Origin of the sequence: Bradyrhizobium sp. HKCCYLR20261 (genome assembly GCF_051168435.1) — a bacterium.
In the GTDB taxonomy this organism is placed as follows: domain Bacteria; phylum Pseudomonadota; class Alphaproteobacteria; order Rhizobiales; family Xanthobacteraceae; genus Bradyrhizobium.
On sequence record NZ_JBNPUZ010000006.1, the window covers coordinates 259,141 to 281,073 of the forward strand.

Genomic DNA, 21,933 nt, shown 5'->3' on the forward strand with positions numbered 1-21,933 from the left:
ACTCGCTACGCCCTGTTCGCCACTCGCACCTCATTCGCCATTCGCCGGCTCAGCCGCCCCGTTGCCGTTCTCCGTCTCCTCCCCGATGTGCTCGACCGAGACGACGTGCTCATCGTCAGCCGTGTTGAACACGATGACGCCCTGGGTGGAGCGGCCAGCGATGCGGATGCCGTCGACCGGGCAGCGGATGAGCTGGCCCTTGTCGGTGACCAGCATGATCTGGTCGCTGTCCTCGACCGGGAACGAGGCGACCAGCTTGCCGTTGCGGTTGTTGACGGACATCGCGACGATGCCTTTGCCGCCACGACCGGTCGTCCGGTACTCGTAGGACGAAGTGCGCTTGCCATAGCCATTGACCGACACGGTGAGCACCACCTGCTCCTGTGCCGACATCTCGACATAGCGCTCCTGCGACAGCTGGATCGCACCCGCGGCCGCCTCCTCGCTTTCGGTCTCGACCGGCTCCTCGGTCGTCGCGTCGCCCGACATCGCCCGGCGCATCTTCAAATACGCCGTGCGCTCGTCCGAGGTGGTCTCGACATGGCGCAGGATGCACAGCGAGATCACCTTGTCGCCCTCGGCGAGCGCGATGCCGCGCACGCCCATCGAGGTGCGGCCCGTGAAGACGCGCACATCGGTGACGGGGAAGCGGATGCACTGGCCGCCGGCCGCCGTCAGCAGCACGTCGTCGCGCTCGGTACAGATCTGGACGTTGACGATCTCCTCGCCCTCGTCGAGCTTCATCGCGATAATGCCGGAGCGGCGCACGTCGACGAAATCCGACAGCTTATTGCGGCGGACATTGCCGCCGGTCGTGGCGAACATCACGTCGAGATTGGCCCAGGAGGATTCATCCTCCGGCAGCGGCATGATCGTGGTGATGCGCTCGCCCTGCTCGAGCGGCAGGATGTTGATCAGCGCCTTGCCGCGGCCGTTGGGGGCTGCGATCGGCAGCCGCCAGACCTTCTCCTTGTAGACCTGGCCGCGCGACGAGAAGAACAGCACCGGCGTATGCGTGGAGGCCACGAACAGCCGGCTGACGAAATCCTCCTCGCGGGTCTGCATGCCCGTGCGGCCCTTGCCGCCGCGGCGCTGCGCACGATAGGCCGACAGCGGTACGCGCTTGGTGTAGCCGGCGTGCGACACGGTCACGACCATGTCCTCGCGCTGGATCAGGTCCTCGTCCTCCATCTCGCCTTCCTGCTCGGCGATGACGGTGCGGCGCGGGGTGGCAAACTCGGCCTTGATCGCCGACAGCTCGGTCTTGACGATGTCCTGGACGCGGGCGCGCGAGCGCAGGATGTCCAGATAGTCGGCGATCTCCAGCGCGAGCTTGTCGAGCTCGTCGGAGATCTCCTCGCGGCCGAGCGCGGTGAGGCGCTGCAGGCGCAGATCGAGAATGGCCTTGGCCTGCTCGAGCGACAGCCGCGCGGTGCCGTCCGGATTGATGCGGTGGCGCGGATCGTCGATCAGGGTGATCATTGCCGCCACGTCCTGCGCCGGCCAGTCGCGCGACATCAGGGTTTCGCGCGCGGTGTTGGGATCGGGCGAGGTTCTGATAACGCGGATGATCTCGTCGATATTGGCGACCGCAATGGCGAGGCCGACCAGGATGTGGGCGCGGTCGCGCGCCTTGTTGAGCAGGAACTTGGTCCGCCGCGTCACCACCTGTTCGCGGAACGCCACGAACACGGTCAGCAGATCCTTGAGGTTCATCGTCTGCGGACGACCACCATCGAGCGCCACCATGTTGGCGCCGAAATTGGTCTGCAGCGGCGTGAACTTGTAGAGCTGGTTCAGCACCACGTCCGGCACGGCGTCGCGCTTGAGCTCGACGACGACGCGGAAGCCGTCGCGGTCGGATTCGTCGCGCAGATCCGAGATGCCCTCGATCTTCTTCTCGCGCACCAGCTCGGCGATGCGCTCGACCATCGAGGCCTTGTTGACCTGGTACGGGATTTCCGTGATCAGGATCGCCTCGCGATCCTTGCGGATGGTGTCGATCGTCACCTTGCCGCGCATCACGATCGAGCCGCGGCCGGTGTGATAGGCGGAGCGGATGCCGGCGCGGCCGAGAATGATGCCGCCGGTCGGGAAGTCCGGTCCGGGGATGATCTGGTTGAGCTCGTCGATCGACAGCGCCGGATTGTCGGTCAGCGCGATGCAGGCGTCGATGACCTCGCCGAGATTGTGCGGCGGGATGTTGGTCGCCATGCCCACGGCGATGCCGCCGGCGCCGTTGACGAGCAGGTTCGGAAACTTCGCCGGCAGCACCGACGGCTCTCGTTCCGAATTGTCGTAGTTCGGCTGGAAGTCGACGGTGTCCTTGTCGAGATCGTCGAGCAGCGACTGCGCGATCTTGGTCAGGCGCGATTCCGTGTAGCGCATCGCCGCCGGCATGTCGCCGTCGACCGAGCCGAAATTGCCCTGGCCGTCGATCAGCGGCACGCGCATCGAGAAGTCCTGCGCCATGCGCACCAGCGCGTCATAGACCGATTGGTCGCCGTGCGGATGGTATTTACCGATGACGTCGCCGACGGTGCGCGCCGACTTGCGGTACGGCTTGTTCCACTCGAAGCCGTTCTCGTACATGCCGTAGAGGATGCGCCGGTGCACGGGCTTCAGGCCGTCGCGCGCATCGGGCAGCGCCCGCGCCACGATCACGCTCATCGCGTAATCGAGGTAGGAGCGCTTCATCTCATCGAGGATGGAGACGGGACGAATGTCGGAAGGTCCGCCCGGCTCGCCGGGCTTCTCATCTTCTTTATCGGACAAAGGGGATACCGGTCGGTTTTGACACGCGAAAATCGCTTGGAATCATATAGCGCATCGCGTCGCGGCAGGCCACCCCTCCACGTTCCCGCGCGAAGGTTTTTATAGCCGCATTTCCAGCGACTTAACGAGATCTTACGTTGCGGTCGACGGTGGCCGCGGGCGTCGCGCGCGGCCCGGCCGGAGCCGGGTTTCCCGCGCGCGTTTTCACCTCAGAACGGAATGTCGTCGTCCATGTCGCTGTTGCGGCTGGCGGCTGCCATCGGGCGGCGCGGCGCAGGCGCCGAGGACGGGCTGCTCATGCCGAAATCGCCGCCGCCCGTGTCGTCGGCGAAGTTGCCCCCGCCTCCGCCGCCACGGCCACCGAGCATCGTCAAGGTCGAGTTGAAGCCCTGCAGCACCACCTCGGTCGAGTACTTCTCGACGCCGCTCTGGTCGGTCCATTTGCGGGTCTGCAGCGCGCCCTCGATGTACACCGTGGAGCCCTTCTTGAGATACTGCTCGGCGACCTTGCAGAGACCTTCGTTGAAGATCACCACCCGGTGCCACTCGGTCTTTTCCTTGCGCTCGCCGGTGTTCTTGTCGCGCCACGTTTCCGACGTCGCGATGCTCAGATTGGCGATCGGCCGCCCATCCTGCGTCCGCCGGATCTCGGGGTCCTTGCCCAGATTTCCGACCAGAATCACCTTGTTCACACTACCCGCCATCACACTCTCCCGCGGTTTTCAGATCACCGGGCCGGCTGTGGCCCACCGGCCTCTCGGCCCACGGTGGCTCACCCCTTCCTCTCGCGGCGGACCCTATACGGTTGCCGCGCCGGCCACCTGCCTTCTCGTCGCTTATCCACATATAGCAGGCCAGCGCCGATTGTTCCAGTTTTGTTCGCCCGCCTGTGTATGCAACCATGCGTGGAGTTCCATGGAACCCGATGGAACCCGACGGCCGAGAAACGGAACCCTGAAAAGTTCCCGCGAATGGTCAAAAATTCTTTAACTTACATAAACTTAGATCGCCTCACTTCCTCCCCTCCTGTGGCTTTTGGGAGACGGTATCGAGGGTTGAATCGCGTATATTTTCGGATGGATTGAGGCCGCATCCGCGGTCGCACCCACTCACAGAATGTGCGCCTCCGGGGACCCTGTGGAGACGCCAAAAGCGGGAGACTTGGGATGAACCTTGGGATGAAACGAATTTTTCTTGGAGCAGTCAGCTTGATGGTGTTGGGGTCGCTGACCCCCGCGAGCGCCGCTGATCTCGCCGCCCGCCCCTACACGAAGGCGCCGATCGCCGCGCCCGCGCCGCTCCCGACCTGGACCGGCTTCTATCTCGGCGTGCAGGGCGGCGGCGGCTGGGGCCGCAGCGACGAGACCTACTTCGGTGGACCGAACGTCGTCGGCTTCACCCCGACGCAGCGTTACGACTTCAACGGCGGCTTCGTCGGCGGCGTGGTCGGCTACAATTGGCAGGTCGACAACATCGTGTTCGGCCTCGAAGGCGACTACCACTGGGCCGACATCAACGGCCGTTCGGCCGAGATCAACGCCGGCTTCGGCGATTCCTACTTCACGCACCTGCGCGGCTTCGGCGACATCAAGGGCCGTCTCGGCTGGGCTGCAGGCCCCGCTTTGCTCTTCGTCAGCGGCGGTGCCTCGGTCGGAGACTTCCAGCATCGCTACGACCGTGGCCTGCTCGGACCGGCGTTCGGCGGCTCCGTCAATGATTGGCGTTGGGGTTGGACCGTCGGCGCTGGCGCCGAGTACATGTTCGCGGCGAACTGGTCGGCCAAGGTCGAGTACAACTACATCGACTTCGGCCGCAGCACGCTGCAGTACAACAACCCGCCGGTCGCCGCCAACCGCTCGGAGTGGAACGACACCATCCACACCGTCAAGGCTGGCATCTCCTATCACTTCGGCGGCCCGGCCCTGTCGCGCTACTGATCGCAACCTGAACTTGAATTTGTCGAAAGGCCGGCCTCGCGCCGGCCTTTTTTTGTGTGCTGGTCCCGACACTTGCTCGCCGGCTGTGTCGTTTGGGTGACGGCTTTTTCCGGTCAGAGGGGCTATCAAGGCGTCGCGGGTGGGCGTTGGTGAGAGCGTGCGTGCGGGCGTCGGACTAGGTTTGGGGAATGCGATGAGAAGTCTGTTGCTGGGGGCGACAACTTCGCTGGCGCTGGGGCTTGCGCCGGCCATCGCTGCCGACTTGCCCGCGCGCACCTTCACCAAAGCGCCTGCGATGATCGCTGCGATCTATGATTGGAGCGGCTTCTACGTCGGCCTCAATGCCGGCGGCGGCTTCGCCCGCACCTGCTGGACCAACAACGTCACCTTCGGCGGCGTGGCCGCCACCAACGCGGAAGGTTGCCACGACGCGACCGGAGCATTGGCCGGTGGCCAGATCGGCTATCGCTGGCAGGCGGGCGGCTGGGTGTTCGGGGTCGAGGCCCAGGGCAATTGGGCCAACCTCAAGGGCAGCAATGTCAGCCAGCTCGCCCCGGCCGTGACCAACCAGACCAAGATCAACGGCATCGGCGTGTTCACCGGCCAGATCGGCTACACCTGGAATAACGTGCTCTGGTACGTGAAGGGCGGCGCCGCGGTCGCGGGTGAGAAGTACAACGGCCTGGGCACCGCCACCGGTGCGCTGATCGACCAGTCCAGCGCCACGCGCTGGGGCGCGGCCGTCGGCACCGGCGTCGAGGTCGGCTTCGCCAAGAACTGGTCGGTGGCTGCCGAATACGAGCACCTGTTCATGGGCAATCGCACCCTCGGCTTCTCGGGAGTCCCCGGCGGCGCGCCGAGCCGGACCGACCAGGTCGGCCAGGACGTCGACATGGCCACGGTGCGCGTCAACTATCGCTGGGGCGGCCCGGTCGTCTCCAAGCACTGAGCGCCTGAGTACACAGCCTATTGACAAGCCGGGAGACCCGTCTCTGGCGGGCACGGCGGTTGCCGTCGGCGCGAGGGCATGAAGACATTTTTAATCAACTTTTAAGCATCTGCGTCAGATCCGTGGCGCCAACGCCCGCAGTCACAACTTTTAGAAAACAGTCTTCCCTACAACCAGCCCAGGCCACGTCCGCGTGGATCCGGATCGGAGGGATCCGGCGCAAGGGATGATTTGGACTGGGGAGAGACACATGCAAAAGACGACCTTGATCTTGACCGCCAGCGCTGTCGCGCTTGGCGTGGCACCCGCCTCGGCTGCCGACTTCGCGGCCCGCACCTACAACAAGGCCCCGCCGCCGGCCTATGTGACGCCGCTGCCGAGCTGGGCCGGCTTCTATCTCGGCATCAATGGCGGCGCCGATTGGAGCCGCAACTGCTGGACCCTGAACAACGTCGCTGGCGTGCCGGTGGTCCCGACGCAGTCGGAAGGCTGCCACAGCGCGACCAGCGGCCTGATCGGCGGCCAGGTCGGTTACCGCTGGCAGGCGGCGAACTGGGTGTTCGGCGTGGAAGCTCAGGGCGACTGGACCGACCTCAAGAAATCCAACGCCAGCACCGCTGCACTCGCCGCCGGCGTGACCAACACCACCAAGACCGACGCCATCGGCCTGTTCACCGGCCAGGTCGGCTACGCCTGGGGCAACGTGCTCTGGTACGTAAAGGGCGGCGCCGCCGTGGCCCATAACAAATACACCGGCACGGCGAACACGGCCCTGATCGTCCCCGTGGGCACGCAGCTCGACTCCGCCAGCGAGACCCGCTGGGGCGGCACCGTGGGCACCGGCGTCGAGTTCGGCTTCGCGCCGAACTGGTCGGTCGCGGTCGAGTACGATCATCTGTTCATGGGGTCGCGCGACATCAACTTCCCCGCCACGGCGACGGTGGCGGCGCGGACCGATACGATCAAGCAGGACATCGACATGGCCACGGTGCGTGTGAACTATCGATTCGGCGGTCCGGCGAGCACCCGCTACTGAGGCAAACTCGCCGCTCGATACCGCTTCGAGAAGGCCGGCCCCAGCGCCGGCCTTTTTCGTGTCAGGAGCCCGGCGTCGGAGCGGCCATTTCGTGATAAATATATGATTTATAACGCTTTTTCGGCCTTGTGGCTGAAGCGTTACAGCCTCACCGGAGGCCCGCGTGTATGACTTCCCCATCGCTAGTCAATCCAACTCCTTGGGGGAGAATTTGATGAAGAAGTTGCTTGTGATCACGACGGCCCTCGTTGGTATCGCAACCGCCACCTCCGCTTCGGCGGCCGACATGGCGGCCCGTCCGTACACCAAGGCGCCGCCGATGATCGTCGCCATCAACGATTGGAGCGGTTTCTACCTGGGCATCAACGGTGGCTATGGCACGAGCCGCAATTGCTGGACGCTGGCGGATGGCCGTGCCGAGGGCTGCCACAACGCGACCGGCGGCACCGTGGGCGGTCAGTTCGGCTATCGCTGGCAGATGGGCCAGGTCGTGTTCGGTCTGGAGGCGCAAGGCAATTGGGCCGATCTGACCGGCAACAATGCCACGCCGCTGTTCGTTCCCGACCGCAACCGCACCAAGCTCACAGCCTTCGGCCTGTTCACCGGCCAGATCGGCTACTCCTTCGGCGACGCCCTGCTCTACGCCAAGGGCGGCGCGGCCGTGACCGACACCAAGTACGAGATCTTTTCCGGCGTGGTCAACACGGTGCTGGCCACCACGACCGTGCACAAATGGGGCGCCTCCGTCGGCGCCGGCGTCGAATACGCCTTCGCGCCGAACTGGTCGGTCGGCTTCGAATACGACCACCTCTTCATGGGCACCACGAACGTTCCGTTCCGCGGCGCGGTCTTCACCCAGAACGACAACATCAAGCAGGACGTCGACCTGTTCACGGCGCGCTTGAACTATCGCTTCGGCGGGCCAGTCGTCGCGAAGTATTGATCGGCCGTTACTCAGTTGTGTTTTTGGGAAAGGCCGGCGCTCAGCCGGCCTTTTTTGTTGCCCGCACGCCACCTCTGCAGCCCGGTCACACAGGGAACCAAGCCATTGTGTGGCAAAGGCTTTCGGGAACCCACCCGTAAAAACGCGGTTTCGTCCCGAGTGTGGCTTCAGGGTGACGGCAATCCGCTCGGAACCGGGCTATAGGACCCCCGTCAACTTGAACGGGTGAGTCTGTTTCGTGCGTAAGGTTTTCGGTGCGACGCGGACTTCAAGGACTAAACTGGAGACAAGAATGAAGAAGATCCTGCTCGCGACCGTGGCCCTGGCCGCCCTGGCCGCTCCCGCTGCCGCTGCTGATCTCGCTGCGCGCCCGACCTACACCAAGGCCCCGGTTCTCGCGCCGGTGGAGCTCTGGACCGGCTTCTACATCGGTGCCATGGGCGGTTACGCCACCACGGACAACGGCGGCCTCCTCAGCCCGAAGGGCGGATTGGTCGGCGGTACCGTTGGCTACAACTGGCAGAGCGCGAACTGGGTATTCGGCCTTGAGGCCGACGCTGCCTGGGCCGACATCAAGGACTCGGTTGGTGGTGTGGTCCCGGGCTTCGGGGCCGTCAGCGTCGCAAGCAAGATGGACGCTACCGGTACTGTCCGCGGCCGCATCGGCTACGCTTTCGGTCCGACTCTGCTGTATGCCACCGGCGGTTACGCCTGGGCCGACAACAAGATCACGCTTTCGGCGCTCGGCGTGGGCGTCTCGGACAGCCAGTTCCTGAGCGGCTGGACGGTCGGCGCGGGTGGCGAGTGGATGTTCGCTCCGAAGTGGTCGGTGAAGGCCGAGTACCTCTACAAGAGCTTCGGCAGCAAGTCCTACTTCGGCGGCGCGCTTCCGAGCGGCGACCTCAACCTGCACACCGTGCAGGTCGGTGTGAATTACCACTTCTAAGAACGACGCCTCCGGGCCAACGCACACAGCCTCCGCTCGCAAGGGCGGAGGCTTTTTCTTTGGCCTGGAAGTCGCGAGCGGAACCGCCCGCTCCTGCCAGTCGCTGCCATTCGCCAAGCGCATTGTTGATGATTCGCCTGCGGCACTGGAAATCCGCCCTCGTTCTTCCTACGTTCCGACGATACCTTTTCCCCTCTGGCGTCCGATGGCCGGCTTCCGGCGTAACGCGCCTGCAACGATGGCGCAGCCTTGCGCCGTGGGACAATCGTCATGGATGAAGTGCTCAAGGCCAAGCAGCGCGCGCAAGCCAACTCGTCGAGCCTGCGGGCGATCACCATCCGCGGCGCCCGCGAGCACAATCTGAAAAACATCGACGTCGAGATCCCGCGCGACAAGCTCGTGGTGTTCACCGGCCTCTCCGGTTCCGGCAAGTCGTCGCTCGCCTTCGACACGATCTATGCCGAGGGCCAGCGCCGCTACGTCGAATCGCTGTCGGCCTATGCGCGCCAGTTCCTCGAGATGATGCAGAAGCCGGATGTCGACCAGATCGACGGCCTGTCGCCGGCGATCTCGATCGAGCAGAAGACGACGTCGAAGAATCCGCGCTCGACCGTCGGCACCGTTACCGAGATCTACGACTACATGCGCCTGCTCTGGGCGCGCGTCGGCGTGCCCTACTCGCCCGCGACCGGCCTGCCGATCGAGAGCCAGACGGTGTCGCAGATGGTCGACCGCGTGCTGGCGCTGCCCGAGGGCACGCGCCTGTATCTGCTGGCGCCGGTCGTGCGCGGACGCAAGGGCGAGTACAAGAAGGAGCTCGCCGAATACCTCAAGAAGGGTTTTCAGCGCGTCAAGATCGACGGCACCTTCCACGAGCTCGCCGAGGCGCCTGTTCTCGACAAGAAATTCCCGCACGACATCGACGTCGTCGTCGACCGCATCGTCGTGCGCCCCGACATCGGCCAGCGCCTCGCCGAAAGTTTCGAGACCGCACTGAAGCTCGCCGAGGGCTTGGCCGTCGTCGAATTCGCCGACGCCCCCGCCTCCGCTGCGCCGGCGGAGGAGAAGGAAAAGAAGAAGACGGCAAAAATTCACGACAAGAGCGGGCCCGAGCGCATCCTGTTCTCGGAGAAGTTTGCCTGCCCGGTCTCCGGCTTCACCATCCCCGAGATCGAGCCGCGGCTGTTCTCGTTCAACAATCCCTATGGCGCCTGCCCGGAATGCGGCGGCCTGGGCGTCGAGCAGCATGTCGATGCCGACCTCGTCATTCCCGACAAGGATGTGACCCTGCGCAAGGGCGCGATCGCGCCCTGGGCCAAGTCGTCCTCGCCCTATTATTTGCAGACGCTGACCGCGCTCGGCAAGTTCTACAAGTTCACGCTCGACACCAAGTGGAAGGACCTGCCGAAGAAGACGCAGAACGCGCTGCTGCACGGCTCCGGCGATGACGAGATCAAGTTCACCTATGAGGACGGCGTCCGCTCTTACGACACCAAGAAGCCGTTCGAAGGTGTCATCACCAACATCGAGCGCCGCTTCCGCGAGACCGAGAGCGAATGGGCGCGCGAGGAGCTCGGCAAATATTTCAACGACGTGCCCTGCGCCGGCTGCAAGGGGTTCCGGCTGAAGCCCGAGGCGCTGTGCGTCAAGGTCGGCGGCAAGCATATCGGCGAGATCTCCAACCTCAGCGTCAAGGCCGCAGGCGAATGGTTCGCCGAGGTGCCGGCCCAGCTCAACGCGCAGCAGACCGAGATCGCCACGCGCATCCTCAAGGAGATCCGCGACCGCCTGACCTTCCTGCTCGATGTCGGCCTGAACTATTTGACCCTCGCCCGCTCCTCCGGCACCCTCTCCGGCGGCGAGAGCCAGCGTATCCGCCTGGCCTCGCAGATCGGCTCGGGCCTGACGGGCGTGCTCTACGTGCTCGACGAGCCCTCGATCGGCCTGCACCAACGCGACAATTCCCGGCTGCTCGACACCCTGAAGCGGCTGCGCGACCTCGGCAACACCGTGATCGTCGTCGAGCATGACGAAGACGCGATTCGTCTCGCCGACTACGTGCTCGACATCGGCCCCGGCGCCGGCACCCATGGCGGCCACATCGTCGCCGAGGGCACGCCCGCCGAGATCATGCGCAACCCGAAGTCGCTGACCGGCAAGTATCTCACCGGCGAGCTAGAGGTCGAGGTGCCCGAGCGGCGGCCGCCGAACCATCGCCGCACCATCAAGGTCGTCAACGCGCGCGGCAACAATCTCAAGAACGTCTCGGCCGAGATTCCGCTCGGCCTGTTCACGGCCATCACCGGCGTGTCCGGCGGCGGCAAGTCGACCTTGCTGATCGACACGCTGTACAAGGCGATCGCGCGCAAGCTCAACGGCGCCAATGAGGCGGCCGCGCCGCACGACCGCATCGAGGGCCTGGAGCACATCGACAAGATCATCGACATCGACCAGTCGCCGATCGGCCGCACGCCGCGCTCCAACCCCGCGACCTACACCGGCGCGTTCACCCCGATCCGCGAATGGTTCGCGGGCCTGCCGGAGGCGAAGGCGCGCGGCTACGAGCCCGGCCGCTTCTCCTTCAACGTCAAGGGCGGCCGCTGCGAGGCCTGCCAGGGCGACGGCGTCATCAAGATCGAGATGCACTTCCTGCCCGACGTCTACGTCACCTGCGACGTCTGCAAGGGCAAGCGCTACAACCGCGAGACGCTCGACGTTCTCTTCAAGGGCAAGTCGATCGCCGATGTGCTCGACATGACCGTGGAAGAAGCCGCCGAGTTCTTCAAGGCGGTGCCGCGCGTGCGCGACACGTTCGAGACCCTGCGCCGCGTCGGCCTCGACTACATCCATGTCGGACAGCAGGCCACCACGCTGTCCGGCGGCGAGGCCCAGCGGGTCAAGCTCGCCAAGGAGCTGTCCAAGCGCGCCACCGGACGCACGCTCTACATCTTGGATGAGCCAACGACGGGCCTGCACTTCCACGACGTCAAGAAGCTCCTGGAGGTGCTGCACGAGCTGGTGGCGCAGGGCAACACGGTCGTCGTCATCGAGCACAATCTCGAGGTCATCAAGACCGCCGACTGGGTGATCGACTTGGGCCCCGAAGGCGGCGACGGCGGCGGCGAGATCGTCGCCTGGGGCCCGCCGGAAGACATCGTGAAAGCGCCGCGCAGCTACACGGGACAGTTTTTGAAGCCGGTGCTGGAGAAGTCAGCCAAGCCGAAGAAGCGCAGCCGCGGCGCGGCGAGCGAGGCGGCGGAGTAATTATTGTTTGATCGTCCTTGCGAGCGAAGCGACGCGATCCAGAGCCGAAGGCGGGACTCTGGATCGCTTCGTCGCTGCGCTCCTCGCGATGACGGCTGAGTCGGCGGTGCCGTCCACCAAGAAGAAGCCCGCCGCTCAATTAAGAGCAGCGGGCTTGGTCGTCCTATCTCTCACTCAGAACTCAACTCACCAGCGGTAATACCCGCTCCGCGTGCCGTTGTTATTGCCGCCCGGGCCGACGTCGCCCTGGGTCGAGCTCGGGGTCGGGTGGTTGGTGCCGTTGTAGCCGGCGCCCCAGCCCGGGCCGTAATACGGGCCCGGCGCGACGGCGACGTAGCCTTCCTCGTAGACCGGGGCCGGTGCCCAGGCGTAGGAGTCGCGATAGGCGTAGTTGCTGGTGACCTGGCCGCCATAGCCGTAGCCGCCGGGGCCGTACTCGCCGGCCGAGGCCGCCGCGGTGCCGGCAATGACCGTGACAGCGGTCAACGCCGCCAAACTAAACATGCGCATCATGAACTTGCTCCTTCGTTCCTAATTATCGCGGAGCAAACAACGTATGTACCTCGTGGGTTCCGCGCGAGGCCGCAACAATTGCTGCGACACAGCGCATCGTTCACGTTGACGCGATCGGGTGATCCGGGCTGAGACAAGCTCGGCCTGCACAGAGGCGGACGCGACAAGCCCGCCGCTCGTGTCCGAGCGACGGGCTTCACCTCACGCGTACTCACTCACGCGCGCTGACTCACGCGATGGCGATTACCACTGGCGATAGACGCCGGTCAGCGTGCCGTTGTTGTTGCCGGACGGACCCACGTCGCCCTGGGTCGAGCCGGGGGTCGGATGGTTGGTGCCGTTGTAGCCGCGGCCCCAGGCCGCCGGACCCGGCGCGTAGACCGGCGCGGCCGCGGCGCCATAGACCGGCTCGGAATCGTAGCTCTGCGCCGGTGGCACGAAGGCCATAGAATCATTGTATCGGGCATAGCCCTGTGCCGATGCGGCGGCGGTGCCGATAACGAGGGTGGCAGCGGCCAGCGCGGCCATCTTGATCGTGCGTTGCATGTGAATCTCCTTGCTTGCGTGCGAGGTCAACGGCCGCGGTGCGGCAGACGTTCCCGCAGTGCACGCTCACAAAAGCCGTGAGGCAATCGTGATCGGACACGCGACGATCGCCTCTTGCAGATCCGAAGATTCGGGTCTGGAAGAGTCACGTCGCATGCCGGAGAATGCAGCGTCGCGCCGGCGTCGATCACGCCGCGACGGCGACCGCGCGCGGACGCGCGATGCCCGTCGTGGTCGTGCCCGGAAGGTTCGGCCCGACCGTGCCGATCACATGCTTGAAGTAGACGTTCTGCATCGAGTGCATCAGCCCGGCTTCATCGGTCCACGCCGCGGCTGACTGCAGCGGCTCGGCCCACACGTCCGGATTGCTCGCCGCGATCTGGGTGTAGCCGAGCTTGGCCACGACGGCCTCCACCGCCAGGACGGCGAGATAGATGCTGAAGTCAGTGTGCTCCAGGCTTGGGTACGGCGCCGGATAGGTGTTCTGCAGCGTCTGAAGATTGGCCCAGCCCATCGGCACGGCGTCGTTGCTGTTGACCGCGGAATAGTAGGTGAATTGCTGGGCGAAGCGCGTGGCGAACGCCGCATTCCACATCGTCGGCGCAGCGAATGTGTGCGGCCACAGCTTGAACGAGACCGGCCCGGCCTTCGGCAGTTGATCCTGCAGCCACGCGGTGGCCGCGACGGCGAGCGCGCCGCCGAGACTGTGGCCCGTCACCGTCAGGTCGAGCGGGCCGGACTTCGCAAGGCCGCGCAGATAGTCCAGCAGCGAGATGTCGGTGACCGGATCGGTCAGGCCGATCGCCAGAGCCAGCGCGCCGTTCAGCCCGGACGAGATCTGCGCCTGCGCGGCACCGGCCGCGAGCGGCTGTTGCGGATACAGGAACGGCACCGTGAAGAACGCCTCGAGATCGGCGCCGATGTTCTCGAAGGTGCCGGAGACGGAGCCATCGACATCGGTGCCGCGGAAGGCGAGCCCATAGCTGCCGTCATTGCCCTTCGCGACATAGGCGAGCACGCCGTCATTCACCGCCGGGCCCCAGCACAGCGACCACGGGCCATTGGCCGGTCCGGACGGAATGGCCTGCAGATATTGCGCGAAATCGTTGGCCTGCACCGTCGCCAGCGCGTCGTCGATATAGGCGTAGTAGGACAGGTACGCGGCTGCGTTTTTGTTGAAGGGCATCTGAAATCTCTCTGATTTGAAATAAGGGAGCGACGAGACTGAAAACAGTTTGCGACAAAGGGCGTGAGCCCCTCGGCGCACGCTCATCATACGCCAACAACCAGCGCAGACTCATCACAACACGTTCAACTCCAGGTTATCGACGATGCTCCCGGCAGCCCATGCCGCAGGCACCTGCGGCGTGGACGCGCATGCTGGCGCGCAACGGCCCTCATCGGGTACCTTCGACCCCGATCGTCCTCAGCACGGCAGTGTCTCACCCGCGATGTCCTACGCTCTCGTCATCTTCGATCTCGACGGCACGCTTGCCGACAGCTTTCCGTGGTTTCGGCTGCACGTGAACACAGTCGCGAGGCGCTACGGCTTTCGCGAGGTCAGGGACGAGGACATCGACGGCCTCCGCCACGCCTCGACCCGCGAGATCCTCGACTTCCTCGAAGTGCCCGGCTGGAAGCTGCCGTTCATCGCGCGGCACGTGCGTCAGTTGAAGACCAAGCACGCCGCGAGCATCCCGCTGTTTGCGGGCGTGGACATCATGCTCGACCGGCTGGCCGCCAACGGCACGCGCCTCGCGCTGGTCTCCTCCGACAGCGAGGCCAATGCGCGCCAGAAGCTCGGCGCGCGTGCGCGGCTGTTCGCCGATTTCGACTGCTCGGCCTCGGTGTTCGGCAAGGCGCGCAAATTCCGCCGCGTCGTGAAGCGCGCGCGCGTCGCTCCCCAGGCGGCGATCGCGATCGGCGACGAGACGCGCGACATCGAAGCCGCCCACGCCGCCGGCATCGCCTGCGGCGCGGTGACCTGGGGCTATGCCGCGGAGAAGGCGCTGCGCGATCGCAGCCCGGACTACGTGTTCACGCGGATGGAGGAGATCGCGGAGCGGCTGGTGGTGTCGCCTGCGACGCCGAACGGCTGAACGCCAGACCATCGGCTTGGCTCGCAATGACGGACATCGGCTGGAAGACCACAAGCCTACCGCCGCAGGAACGCGCCGAAGGCGCGCGGGCCGTTGCCGACCTTGATCTCGCCGGTCACCTTCAGCGTTGCGACATCGATGACGCTGAGGATGTTGCTTTCCCAATTGGCGACGATGATGCGGCGGCCGTCGGCGGTGGCTTCGATGCCTTCGGGATAGTCGCCGACAGTGATCCGCTCGAGCGGCTGGAGGCTGACGACGTCGAACACGCTCACCGTGCCGTCATACTGATCGGTGACGAAGCCCCTGCCCTGCGCCAGCGCGACCGCATAGGGCCGCAGGCCGGTCTTGACGCGCGCGACCTCGCGCCCCTCGGCGAGATCGATCACGGAGACGTCGTTGGAGCCGACATTGGCGGTGTAGGCGCGCTTGCCCAGGGCATCGATTGTGACGCCGAACGGCCGCGTGCCGACCTTGATGGTCTTGAGCTGCTGGCGCGTGGCCGTGTCGATCACCGAGAGCTGATCGTCGTCGCGGTCGGCCGACAGCAGCAGCTTGCCGTCCGCCGACACCGCGAGCCCCGATGGCGAGGCGCCGACGGCGATGCTGCCAGTGACCTTCAGCGTCGTCGCATCGATGATCCGAATCGCCGCATTGTACCAGTCGGCAACATAGACCGTAGCGCCGTCAGGCGCCACCGCGATCCCGAGCGGGCCGCCGCCGACGTCGATCCGGCCGACGACCTGACGCGCCGTCGCATCGATCACGCTGACCGTCTTGTCATCCGGACTGGCGACATAGGCAAAGCGGCCGTCGGCAGCGACCGCGACACCGGCCGGCTTACCACCGATCGAAATCGTCGCGACGGGTGTCGAGGTCGCGAGGTCGACGATGGTGAGATCGTCGCTGAGCTGATTGGTGACGAAGGCCTCCTCGGCGTGGAGCGGCAGCGCGCTGGATAAAAACACTCCGATGGCTGCTACGGCAATACTGCGCGCTCCCCGACAGGCACGAGGTGTTACGTCTCGGGCGGTGAGCTCCCTCGCCCCGCTTGCGGGGAGAGGGTCGGGGTGAGGGGGACTCTCCGCGAGTCTGGTGTTTGAATAGTCCTCTTCACCAGCCTCGCATCTTCGACGCGATCTGAACGAGGGACTACGAGGCCGATCGCGAATACTTCCCGTGCAGCTGCCCCTCACCCCAGCCCTCTCCCCGTAAGGACGGGGAGAGGGAGCGCAGCGCTTCCTGAGCGACATATCTGCTCTCTAGCTGGCAAGCTGTCAGCTTCCACTCTCCACCTTCTTCTTCAGCCCCTCGAGCCCGCCCTTGTACAGCCCGCTCACCGCATTCACGGCGGCTTCGTCGTTCAGCTCCGGCGGCGGGTCGTTGTTGGGGAAGCCGCGATAGAACGCGCCGGTCCATTCGACGACGCTGCCCTTGCCGTCGGCGCTCGGGGTCACCGCGATGGTCGACGAGTAGTTCGTCACCGGCAGGACCTTCACGTCGACCGATGTGATGCGGTACGAATAGCTCATCTTCTCGGCGTCGTATTTATAGAGCTCCTCGTCGACGGTCGCGCCGCCCTTCAGGGTCAGCTTGCGCGTCGCGCCGATCTCGTTGCCCTTGTCGCCCTCGGTCTTGTCGACCGGGCCGAGCCAGCTCATGTCCTGGAAGTTGCCGATGACGGCCCACACCTTGGCCGGCACGGCGTTGATCTCGACATGCTCCTGCACCTTGCGCCGGGTCGGGCCATGCGCGTCCGCACTGGTCAGGGCCGACATCGTCAGGGCCGTCGTTGCGATCGCGAGCGCCGCCATTGCGGCCAGCGACTTGCCGAACACCATCCTCATTGCATTTCCTCGGTCGTTCTCATTGGCCACGTCATCGGCGCGCGGCAGCCTCATCTTTGCACCGCTCCGGATTGTTGCAACAAAAAAGACCGTGTCGTGGCGGCCGGCGCCCGATCAATTCGCGCCGCAGCAGCGCTTGTATTTCCGGCCGGAACCGCACGGACAGGGATCGTTGCGGCCAGGCTTGCCGCGTGAAGCAAACGGATTGGGGATATCGACAAAGGCAGGCGTACCTGGCAATGCCGCTCCGCTATGCCGGTATTGATAAAGCGTGATCACCGCGTCGCGGATGTTTCTCGGCGCGTTGCGGCTGAGATTGCGATATTCAGCGGGGTCGGGGTTCTCGTCCAGGGTTGCACCGATCATCATCATCAGGCCCATCGCGGCGATGGCGACTTCGCCGCCCACCCGCTCATAGGCATCGAACCTTTCGCGACGCAGGTCCGTGGCCGCGGCAAAGCCGTCGATCCACAACTCCCAGACGATGTCGCCAGTCTCGGGATCGACCGGCAAACGCGGCTGGTACAGCTCCGGCGTGCGCGCCAGCGTTTGCGCGATATCGCCGTGATAGGCTCTCACGAGGTCCAGCACCGCATTGGCATGGTCGATGCTCGCGAACACCGTGCGCTGTCCCTTGCCGAACCCGAACGCGGCTGCAAACCATTCACCGGGCGGCACGTGTTCGGGTAGGATCAGAAGGCCGGCGATGAACCCATCGAGTTCCTCCAGCACCATGGCGCGATCATCGAGCGCGAGGAGCGCCTGCTCCAGCGCGTGATGAGAGTTGGTCTGCTCCGTCATCTGCACCCGACCTGATTTGCCCGACGGCCAACCGCGATGCCGTTCAGTGGTGGGTTTGACACCAAAACAGCGCTGCGCGCAAAATTTAAATTTCAACGCGCGATCAACCGCATCACCCCTGTCCAGTCGCCTGGTGAAAAATATTCCGCTTTCGCCTTTACAGAATTTCGGTTTTCATGTCGCCGTCCTGCTCTCACGAGAGGGGCGCTTCGCGGTCGTCACGGGCGTGGAGGGCGGGATGCGATGGACGTCACGGGCCCGGTGCTTTTGCGCAAGACGACGGGTTGCGGGGCGGACGGCGAAATCGTGTGGTCCTGGCCTCCCGACGCTGAGGTCAAGCCAGCGCTGATGCTCACGCATCGCGCCGGTGACGGTGGCCAGAAAGCCCGGCGCACCGAGGAGAGCGCGTATAAGCCGGTCAAAACCGTCGCGCAGGGAAGGCCGGTTGCTCGGCCAATCCTGTGGTGACTGCCGCCTGCTTTTTTTGCTGCAGGCGGGCCATGGGTGCGGCCTGCACCCGGCCTTCCCTGCGCCCTCTCACTTGAGGAGGGCGGAATGAACAGCAAAGCTCGGATGCGGATGCATCGCGAGAACGAGGATTCATGTGTCTCCGTCAGCGCGAGGAGCAACGCGACGAAGCGATCCAGAGCCACGGCGCAGCCCTGGATTGCTTCGCTTCGCTCGCAATGACGGCGGAGCAAGCAATCGGATCTTCACTGTTCAGCATACGTCACTCCGCGAGCACCCCCTGCACGAACCCGTCCGGGTCGCTGCAGAACTCGCGCATCGCCTTGAAATGATCGGTGTCCTGCACCCGCACCGGCTCCAAGCCGTGTTTTGTCAGCCGCAGCAGCGTGGCGCCCGGATAGGCCATCAACACCGGCGAATGCGTCGCCATCAGCACCTGGCAATGCCCGGCCTCGTCCATCCGCCGCATCAGCTTCAGAAACTCGATCTGCCGCGCCGGCGACAGCGCCGATTCCGGCTCGTCGAAGATGTAGAGGCCCTGGCGCTGGCAGCGCTCCTCGAAGAAGCGCAGGAAGCCTTCGCCATGCGAGTGAGACAGGAAATCGGGCGGCGGCCCGCCCAGCGGATCCTCCAGCGCGGCCTCGTCAAGATAACGGGCGACCGAGAAGAAGCTCTCGGCGCGAAAGAACCAGCCCTGCGTGATCTTGGGCAGCCACGCCGCGCGAAAGGCCTTGCCCAGCGCGCCACCCATGCGCTCGACCGCGCGGGCGTGATCGACCGGCCTGTAGCCCTTGCCCCCGCCGGCCTCGTCGTAGCCGGCGAGCGCGGCGATGCCCTCCAGCAAGGTCGACTTGCCGGTGCCGTTCTCACCGACGATGATGGTGATGGCGCTGGTGAAGCTCAGCTCGAAATCGTCCTGCAGGAACGGCAGGCAAAACGGATAAGCGACCCGATCGCCAATCTTCGCCGGATCGAGCCACAGCCTCTTCAGATAGGGTGCGCGCAGCCGGATCTCACGCTGCTTTCTCGCCATGCCGTCTTCGCAACCTCAGTGACACCATCGGCAATTTCGCACATCGAGGCGCGGTCCGCTAGCACGGCCATCGAGCTAAGCCACGACCTCCAGCACCAGCTCCATGGTCATCAGCACCGGATTGTCGCCGCGGATCAAACGGCCTTGCGCCAGCGCGCCGGTGTAGTCGACCAAAGCGATGTCGAGCGTGGCTTCGAGACCGTCAGCGCCAGGCGCGATGGCGCCGGACGTGACGGTCAGCTCGGTGGCGAACGGCTCGACGATAGGCCCATCTGCGAAGCGTGCGCCGATGGTCGAACCGACGCCGCCCCGTATCCTTGCTTCACGGATCCCCTGCGAGCGACAGAACTGTTCCAGACAGCCCGCAAAATCCTGGTTGGGCCGCAGCCGCAGCGCGAAGGCGCGTCGCTCTGCTTTCGTCTCGCGCGGCGCAGCCGCCACCGGTCCGAACAGCTTGAAGCCCGTCTCGGGATCAGGCTCGGCTGCGAAGATCGCGCCATCGAGCCCGAACGCCTCGACCTCGAACGGCTCGGCGACGATCGTCTCCTCCGGCAGAATGTGCCCGCCCCCATGGCGCCCGCCCTCTTCCGTCCACAGCGCGTGGCAGTGGAAGAACGGCGCGCCGTCGCGGATGCCGAGCGTCATCGTCCCGGTCGTCAGATGCGTGGCACCGGACGGTCGATGGGTCTCGCTGTAGAACGCGGCGTAGTCCGGCGTTTTCGACAGCGCTGGCATCACATAGGCGAACGGCCCGAGCGCGCCGCGCTTGAACTCGAGCACGCCGCCGGCAAAGCCTTGGGCCGCGAAGCCGCGATGCGCAGCCTGCAGCAGGGGCCGTCCCGGCTCCATGGTGAAGGTGAAGGCGCGGCCGCGCGCCTCGACGAATTGAATTCGCTCGGCGACCGGCGCGCCCGGCTGGGTGATCGATCGCATCAATGCTCAGCCTTGCTTCGTGAGATCGAGCAGCCCGCGCGCCTCGAGCTCGTCGCGCACCAGGCGCTTGGGGATCTTGCCGTAGCCGGACTTCGGCAGCGCATCCCAGAAGAAGAATCGCTTCGGCATCTTGTAGCGCGGCAGCTTGGTCGCGAGATAGCCGGCGATATCGCTCTCGCTCGGCGCTGTCGCGCCCTCGCGGACAACGCAGACGGCGACACCGACCTCGCCCCATACAGGATCGGGCACGCCGAGCACCGCGACCTCGCCGATATCTGGATGCGTCAGGATCTTTTCCTCGACCTCTCGCGGATAGATGTTGGAGCCGCCGGAGATGTACATGTCGGACGCGCGGCCGGTGATGTAGACGAAGCCATTCGCGTCCATGTGGCCGAGATCGCCGGTGCGGAACCAGCCGTCGCGAAACGCCTTCGCGTTCGCTTCAGGATTGTCGTAATAGCCAGCGAACACCGCCGGGCCGATGACGCAGATCTCGCCGGTCTCGCCGGGCTTCCGCTCGCGGCCCTGATCGTCCTGGATCGAGACCTGCATGCCCGTACGCTCATAACCACAGGTGCCGATCCGCGCGTCCGGTCCATCCTCTTCCTCATGCGCCGCGGCCGGCAGCACGGTGATGTTGCCGGTGACCTCGCCGAGGCCGAAATATTGCACGATGACCTTGCCGAGCCGCGCCAGCGCGCGCTTCTGGTCCTCCCGATACATCGGCGCGCCGGCATAGATCACGTGGCGCAGCGAGGAATGGTCGAACTGATCGACGGCGGGATGCTCGACCATCATCTTCAGGATGGTCGGCACGGTGAACAAATTGCTGACGCGATGCGTCTCGATCAGGCGGAAGGCCTCCGTGATGTCGAACTTCTCGCTCGGCAGCAGTACTGTCTTGGCGCCGCGCGCGCTCTGCATCAGCTGATGCACGCCGGCGCCATGCGACAACGGCGCAACGACCAGCGAAGCGTCGTGCTCGGTGGTGCCGGGCGTCAGATCGGCGAGATGATTGGTGATAACGAACGCCATCTGGCCGTGGGTCAGCACGGCCGCCTTGGAGCGGCCGGTGGTGCCGGAGGTGAAGAAGAACCAGCAGGGATCGTCGTGCTCGACCGCGGCGTTGGCCATCTCGGCACCCGCATGCGCGGCCATGGCCTCGGCGACGGCGCGCGTGCCGAAATGGCCGCTCTGGCCGATGCACCAGGTGAACGACGTGGTCGTCACCGCCGCGGCGTGCTCCGGAAAATCGCCGTGGCAGAGGAACGCCTTTGCACCCGACGCCGTGGCGAGATACGCGACTTCGTCCGGCATCAGACGGAAATTGGTGGGCACCCAGACCGCGCCGAGCCGGAACGCGGCGAACATCGAGACGAACATCTCCTCGCAGTTTTTCGAGTGCACGAGGATGCGATCGCCCTTGGCGATCCCCTGCTCCGCCAGCGCCGACGCCAGCGCCGAGACCATCGCGTCGATCTCGCGCCAGGTCCAGGACCGCTCGCCCCAGACGAAGCCGGCGCGGTCGCCGAGCCGGCGGCCGTTCTGGGTGACGATATGCGCGAGGTTCATGACCCGGCGGGACATCCGCAGATGCGTCATCGACGAACCCTCGTGCTGACGGCCCGGATGAAAAGACCCGTGAACAGGCTCATATGGACGCGTCCCCTCGGTCGATTTGTTGGGCGATCTCAGCCGCCCGGTCCCTTGAAGCCTGTTTATCCCGGTCCCGCGCGCCCTCGCAAGGCCGCGCGCCCCATCGCACCCATGCGGCCGCGCCATTCGAACGAATGCGGATGCCGTGCGACAAATCCGTGCCGGCCGCGCATTCCCGATTTCACCG

19 protein-coding genes are annotated in these 21,933 nt (G+C 65.3%); 8 read left to right on the forward strand and 11 right to left on the reverse strand.

All coding sequences use genetic code 11. The annotated features are described in order from the left end of the window. Positions 1-30 precede the first annotated feature (30 nt). Positions 31-2,775 (reverse strand): DNA gyrase subunit A, encoded by a 2,745-nt coding sequence (gyrA, locus tag ACQR1L_RS16575; protein ID WP_434859004.1) that lies wholly within the window; start codon positions 2,773-2,775, stop codon positions 31-33. A 209-nt stretch (positions 2,776-2,984) separates the two neighbouring features. Next, positions 2,985-3,479, reverse strand: a complete 495-nt coding sequence (locus ACQR1L_RS16580; RefSeq protein WP_434859005.1) for a single-stranded DNA-binding protein — start codon at positions 3,477-3,479, stop codon at positions 2,985-2,987. 474 nt (positions 3,480-3,953) lie between these two features. On the opposite strand from ACQR1L_RS16580, the gene ACQR1L_RS16585 reads away from it, so the two are divergent. The 6 genes from ACQR1L_RS16585 to uvrA all read left to right on the forward strand — a co-directional run bounded on the left by ACQR1L_RS16585 (position 3,954) and on the right by uvrA (position 11,850). Next, positions 3,954-4,712, forward strand: coding sequence for an outer membrane protein (locus tag ACQR1L_RS16585; RefSeq protein ID WP_434859006.1), 759 nt, complete (start codon positions 3,954-3,956; stop codon positions 4,710-4,712). A gap of 193 nt (positions 4,713-4,905) precedes the next feature. After that, the gene (locus ACQR1L_RS16590) at positions 4,906-5,661 is read left to right on the forward strand and encodes an outer membrane protein (RefSeq protein ID WP_434859007.1); all 756 of its coding nucleotides are present in this window, start codon (positions 4,906-4,908) and stop codon (positions 5,659-5,661) included. Positions 5,662-5,911: 250 nt separating this feature from the next. Next, positions 5,912-6,697, forward strand: a complete 786-nt coding sequence (locus tag ACQR1L_RS16595; protein ID WP_434859008.1) for an outer membrane protein — start codon at positions 5,912-5,914, stop codon at positions 6,695-6,697. A 214-nt stretch (positions 6,698-6,911) separates the two neighbouring features. Beyond that, positions 6,912-7,640, forward strand: a complete 729-nt coding sequence (locus ACQR1L_RS16600) for an outer membrane protein (protein ID WP_434859009.1) — start codon at positions 6,912-6,914, stop codon at positions 7,638-7,640. A gap of 292 nt (positions 7,641-7,932) precedes the next feature. Then, entirely contained in the window at positions 7,933-8,586 is a 654-nt protein-coding gene (locus tag ACQR1L_RS16605) for an outer membrane protein (protein WP_434859010.1), read from the forward strand. A 270-nt stretch (positions 8,587-8,856) separates the two neighbouring features. Next, on the forward strand, positions 8,857-11,850 hold the full coding sequence (gene uvrA, locus ACQR1L_RS16610) for an excinuclease ABC subunit UvrA (protein WP_434859011.1): 2,994 nt from the start codon (positions 8,857-8,859) through the stop codon (positions 11,848-11,850). Between the two features lie 186 nt (positions 11,851-12,036). Here the strand turns inward: uvrA and ACQR1L_RS16615 are convergent, their stop codons facing one another. The 3 genes from ACQR1L_RS16615 to ACQR1L_RS16625 all read right to left on the reverse strand — a co-directional run bounded on the left by ACQR1L_RS16615 (position 12,037) and on the right by ACQR1L_RS16625 (position 14,095). Then, a complete protein-coding gene (locus ACQR1L_RS16615; RefSeq protein ID WP_434859012.1) occupies positions 12,037-12,363 on the reverse strand; it encodes a hypothetical protein in 327 nt (108 codons plus the stop codon). A gap of 243 nt (positions 12,364-12,606) precedes the next feature. Continuing rightward, entirely contained in the window at positions 12,607-12,909 is a 303-nt protein-coding gene (locus ACQR1L_RS16620; protein WP_434859013.1) for a hypothetical protein, read from the reverse strand. A gap of 187 nt (positions 12,910-13,096) precedes the next feature. Next, positions 13,097-14,095: a lipase family protein gene (locus ACQR1L_RS16625; RefSeq protein WP_434859014.1), complete on the reverse strand. Its 999-nt coding sequence runs from the start codon at positions 14,093-14,095 to the stop codon at positions 13,097-13,099. 265 nt (positions 14,096-14,360) lie between these two features. Between ACQR1L_RS16625 and ACQR1L_RS16630 the strand changes: the two genes are divergently transcribed. Beyond that, positions 14,361-15,008 (forward strand): HAD hydrolase-like protein, encoded by a 648-nt coding sequence (locus tag ACQR1L_RS16630; protein WP_434859015.1) that lies wholly within the window; start codon positions 14,361-14,363, stop codon positions 15,006-15,008. 56 nt (positions 15,009-15,064) lie between these two features. Here ACQR1L_RS16630 and ACQR1L_RS16635 read toward each other — a convergent pair whose 3' ends face one another. The 3 genes from ACQR1L_RS16635 to ACQR1L_RS16645 all read right to left on the reverse strand — a co-directional run bounded on the left by ACQR1L_RS16635 (position 15,065) and on the right by ACQR1L_RS16645 (position 17,656). Continuing rightward, a complete protein-coding gene (locus ACQR1L_RS16635) occupies positions 15,065-15,976 on the reverse strand; it encodes a cytochrome D1 domain-containing protein (RefSeq protein ID WP_434859016.1) in 912 nt (303 codons plus the stop codon). A gap of 309 nt (positions 15,977-16,285) precedes the next feature. Then, positions 16,286-16,855: an SRPBCC family protein gene (locus ACQR1L_RS16640; protein WP_434859017.1), complete on the reverse strand. Its 570-nt coding sequence runs from the start codon at positions 16,853-16,855 to the stop codon at positions 16,286-16,288. Positions 16,856-16,969: 114 nt separating this feature from the next. After that, positions 16,970-17,656: a UPF0149 family protein gene (locus ACQR1L_RS16645; protein ID WP_434859018.1), complete on the reverse strand. Its 687-nt coding sequence runs from the start codon at positions 17,654-17,656 to the stop codon at positions 16,970-16,972. 36 nt (positions 17,657-17,692) lie between these two features. Here ACQR1L_RS16645 and ACQR1L_RS16650 point away from each other — a divergent pair, with 36 nt between their 5' ends. Then, positions 17,693-18,124, forward strand: coding sequence for a hypothetical protein (locus tag ACQR1L_RS16650; RefSeq protein WP_434859019.1), 432 nt, complete (start codon positions 17,693-17,695; stop codon positions 18,122-18,124). A gap of 262 nt (positions 18,125-18,386) precedes the next feature. On the opposite strand, the gene ACQR1L_RS16655 is transcribed toward ACQR1L_RS16650, so the two are convergent. From ACQR1L_RS16655 to ACQR1L_RS16665, 3 genes are all read right to left on the reverse strand, one after another. Next, positions 18,387-19,157 carry an AAA family ATPase gene (locus tag ACQR1L_RS16655; RefSeq protein WP_434859020.1) on the reverse strand — a complete coding sequence of 257 codons (771 nt, stop codon included), beginning with the start codon at positions 19,155-19,157 and terminating at the stop codon, positions 18,387-18,389. A gap of 75 nt (positions 19,158-19,232) precedes the next feature. After that, positions 19,233-20,090, reverse strand: a complete 858-nt coding sequence (locus tag ACQR1L_RS16660; RefSeq protein WP_434859021.1) for a PCC domain-containing protein — start codon at positions 20,088-20,090, stop codon at positions 19,233-19,235. A 6-nt stretch (positions 20,091-20,096) separates the two neighbouring features. Further along, positions 20,097-21,692: an acyl-CoA synthetase gene (locus ACQR1L_RS16665; protein ID WP_434859022.1), complete on the reverse strand. Its 1,596-nt coding sequence runs from the start codon at positions 21,690-21,692 to the stop codon at positions 20,097-20,099. Positions 21,693-21,933 lie beyond the last annotated feature (241 nt).

Excerpts from the sequence above, each read along its gene's own strand:
- ACQR1L_RS16665 (WP_434859022.1), bottom strand. The coding sequence starts at position 21,692 with ATGACGCATCTGCGGATGTCCCGCCGGGTCATGAACCTCGCGCATATC.
- ACQR1L_RS16645 (WP_434859018.1), bottom strand. The coding sequence starts at position 17,656 with ATGACGGAGCAGACCAACTCTCATCACGCGCTGGAGCAGGCGCTCCTC.
- ACQR1L_RS16580 (WP_434859005.1), bottom strand. The coding sequence starts at position 3,479 with ATGGCGGGTAGTGTGAACAAGGTGATTCTGGTCGGAAATCTGGGCAAG.
- uvrA (WP_434859011.1), top strand. The coding sequence starts at position 8,857 with ATGGATGAAGTGCTCAAGGCCAAGCAGCGCGCGCAAGCCAACTCGTCG.
- ACQR1L_RS16620 (WP_434859013.1), bottom strand. The coding sequence starts at position 12,909 with ATGCAACGCACGATCAAGATGGCCGCGCTGGCCGCTGCCACCCTCGTT.
- ACQR1L_RS16630 (WP_434859015.1), top strand. The coding sequence starts at position 14,361 with ATGTCCTACGCTCTCGTCATCTTCGATCTCGACGGCACGCTTGCCGAC.
- ACQR1L_RS16660 (WP_434859021.1), bottom strand. The coding sequence starts at position 20,090 with ATGCGATCGATCACCCAGCCGGGCGCGCCGGTCGCCGAGCGAATTCAA.
- ACQR1L_RS16625 (WP_434859014.1), bottom strand. The coding sequence starts at position 14,095 with ATGCCCTTCAACAAAAACGCAGCCGCGTACCTGTCCTACTACGCCTAT.
- ACQR1L_RS16655 (WP_434859020.1), bottom strand. The coding sequence starts at position 19,157 with ATGGCGAGAAAGCAGCGTGAGATCCGGCTGCGCGCACCCTATCTGAAG.
- ACQR1L_RS16600 (WP_434859009.1), top strand. The coding sequence starts at position 6,912 with ATGAAGAAGTTGCTTGTGATCACGACGGCCCTCGTTGGTATCGCAACC.
- ACQR1L_RS16585 (WP_434859006.1), top strand. The coding sequence starts at position 3,954 with ATGAAACGAATTTTTCTTGGAGCAGTCAGCTTGATGGTGTTGGGGTCG.
- ACQR1L_RS16640 (WP_434859017.1), bottom strand. The coding sequence starts at position 16,855 with ATGAGGATGGTGTTCGGCAAGTCGCTGGCCGCAATGGCGGCGCTCGCG.
- ACQR1L_RS16605 (WP_434859010.1), top strand. The coding sequence starts at position 7,933 with ATGAAGAAGATCCTGCTCGCGACCGTGGCCCTGGCCGCCCTGGCCGCT.
- ACQR1L_RS16615 (WP_434859012.1), bottom strand. The coding sequence starts at position 12,363 with ATGATGCGCATGTTTAGTTTGGCGGCGTTGACCGCTGTCACGGTCATT.
- ACQR1L_RS16590 (WP_434859007.1), top strand. The coding sequence starts at position 4,906 with ATGAGAAGTCTGTTGCTGGGGGCGACAACTTCGCTGGCGCTGGGGCTT.
- ACQR1L_RS16650 (WP_434859019.1), top strand. The coding sequence starts at position 17,693 with ATGCCGTTCAGTGGTGGGTTTGACACCAAAACAGCGCTGCGCGCAAAA.
- ACQR1L_RS16595 (WP_434859008.1), top strand. The coding sequence starts at position 5,912 with ATGCAAAAGACGACCTTGATCTTGACCGCCAGCGCTGTCGCGCTTGGC.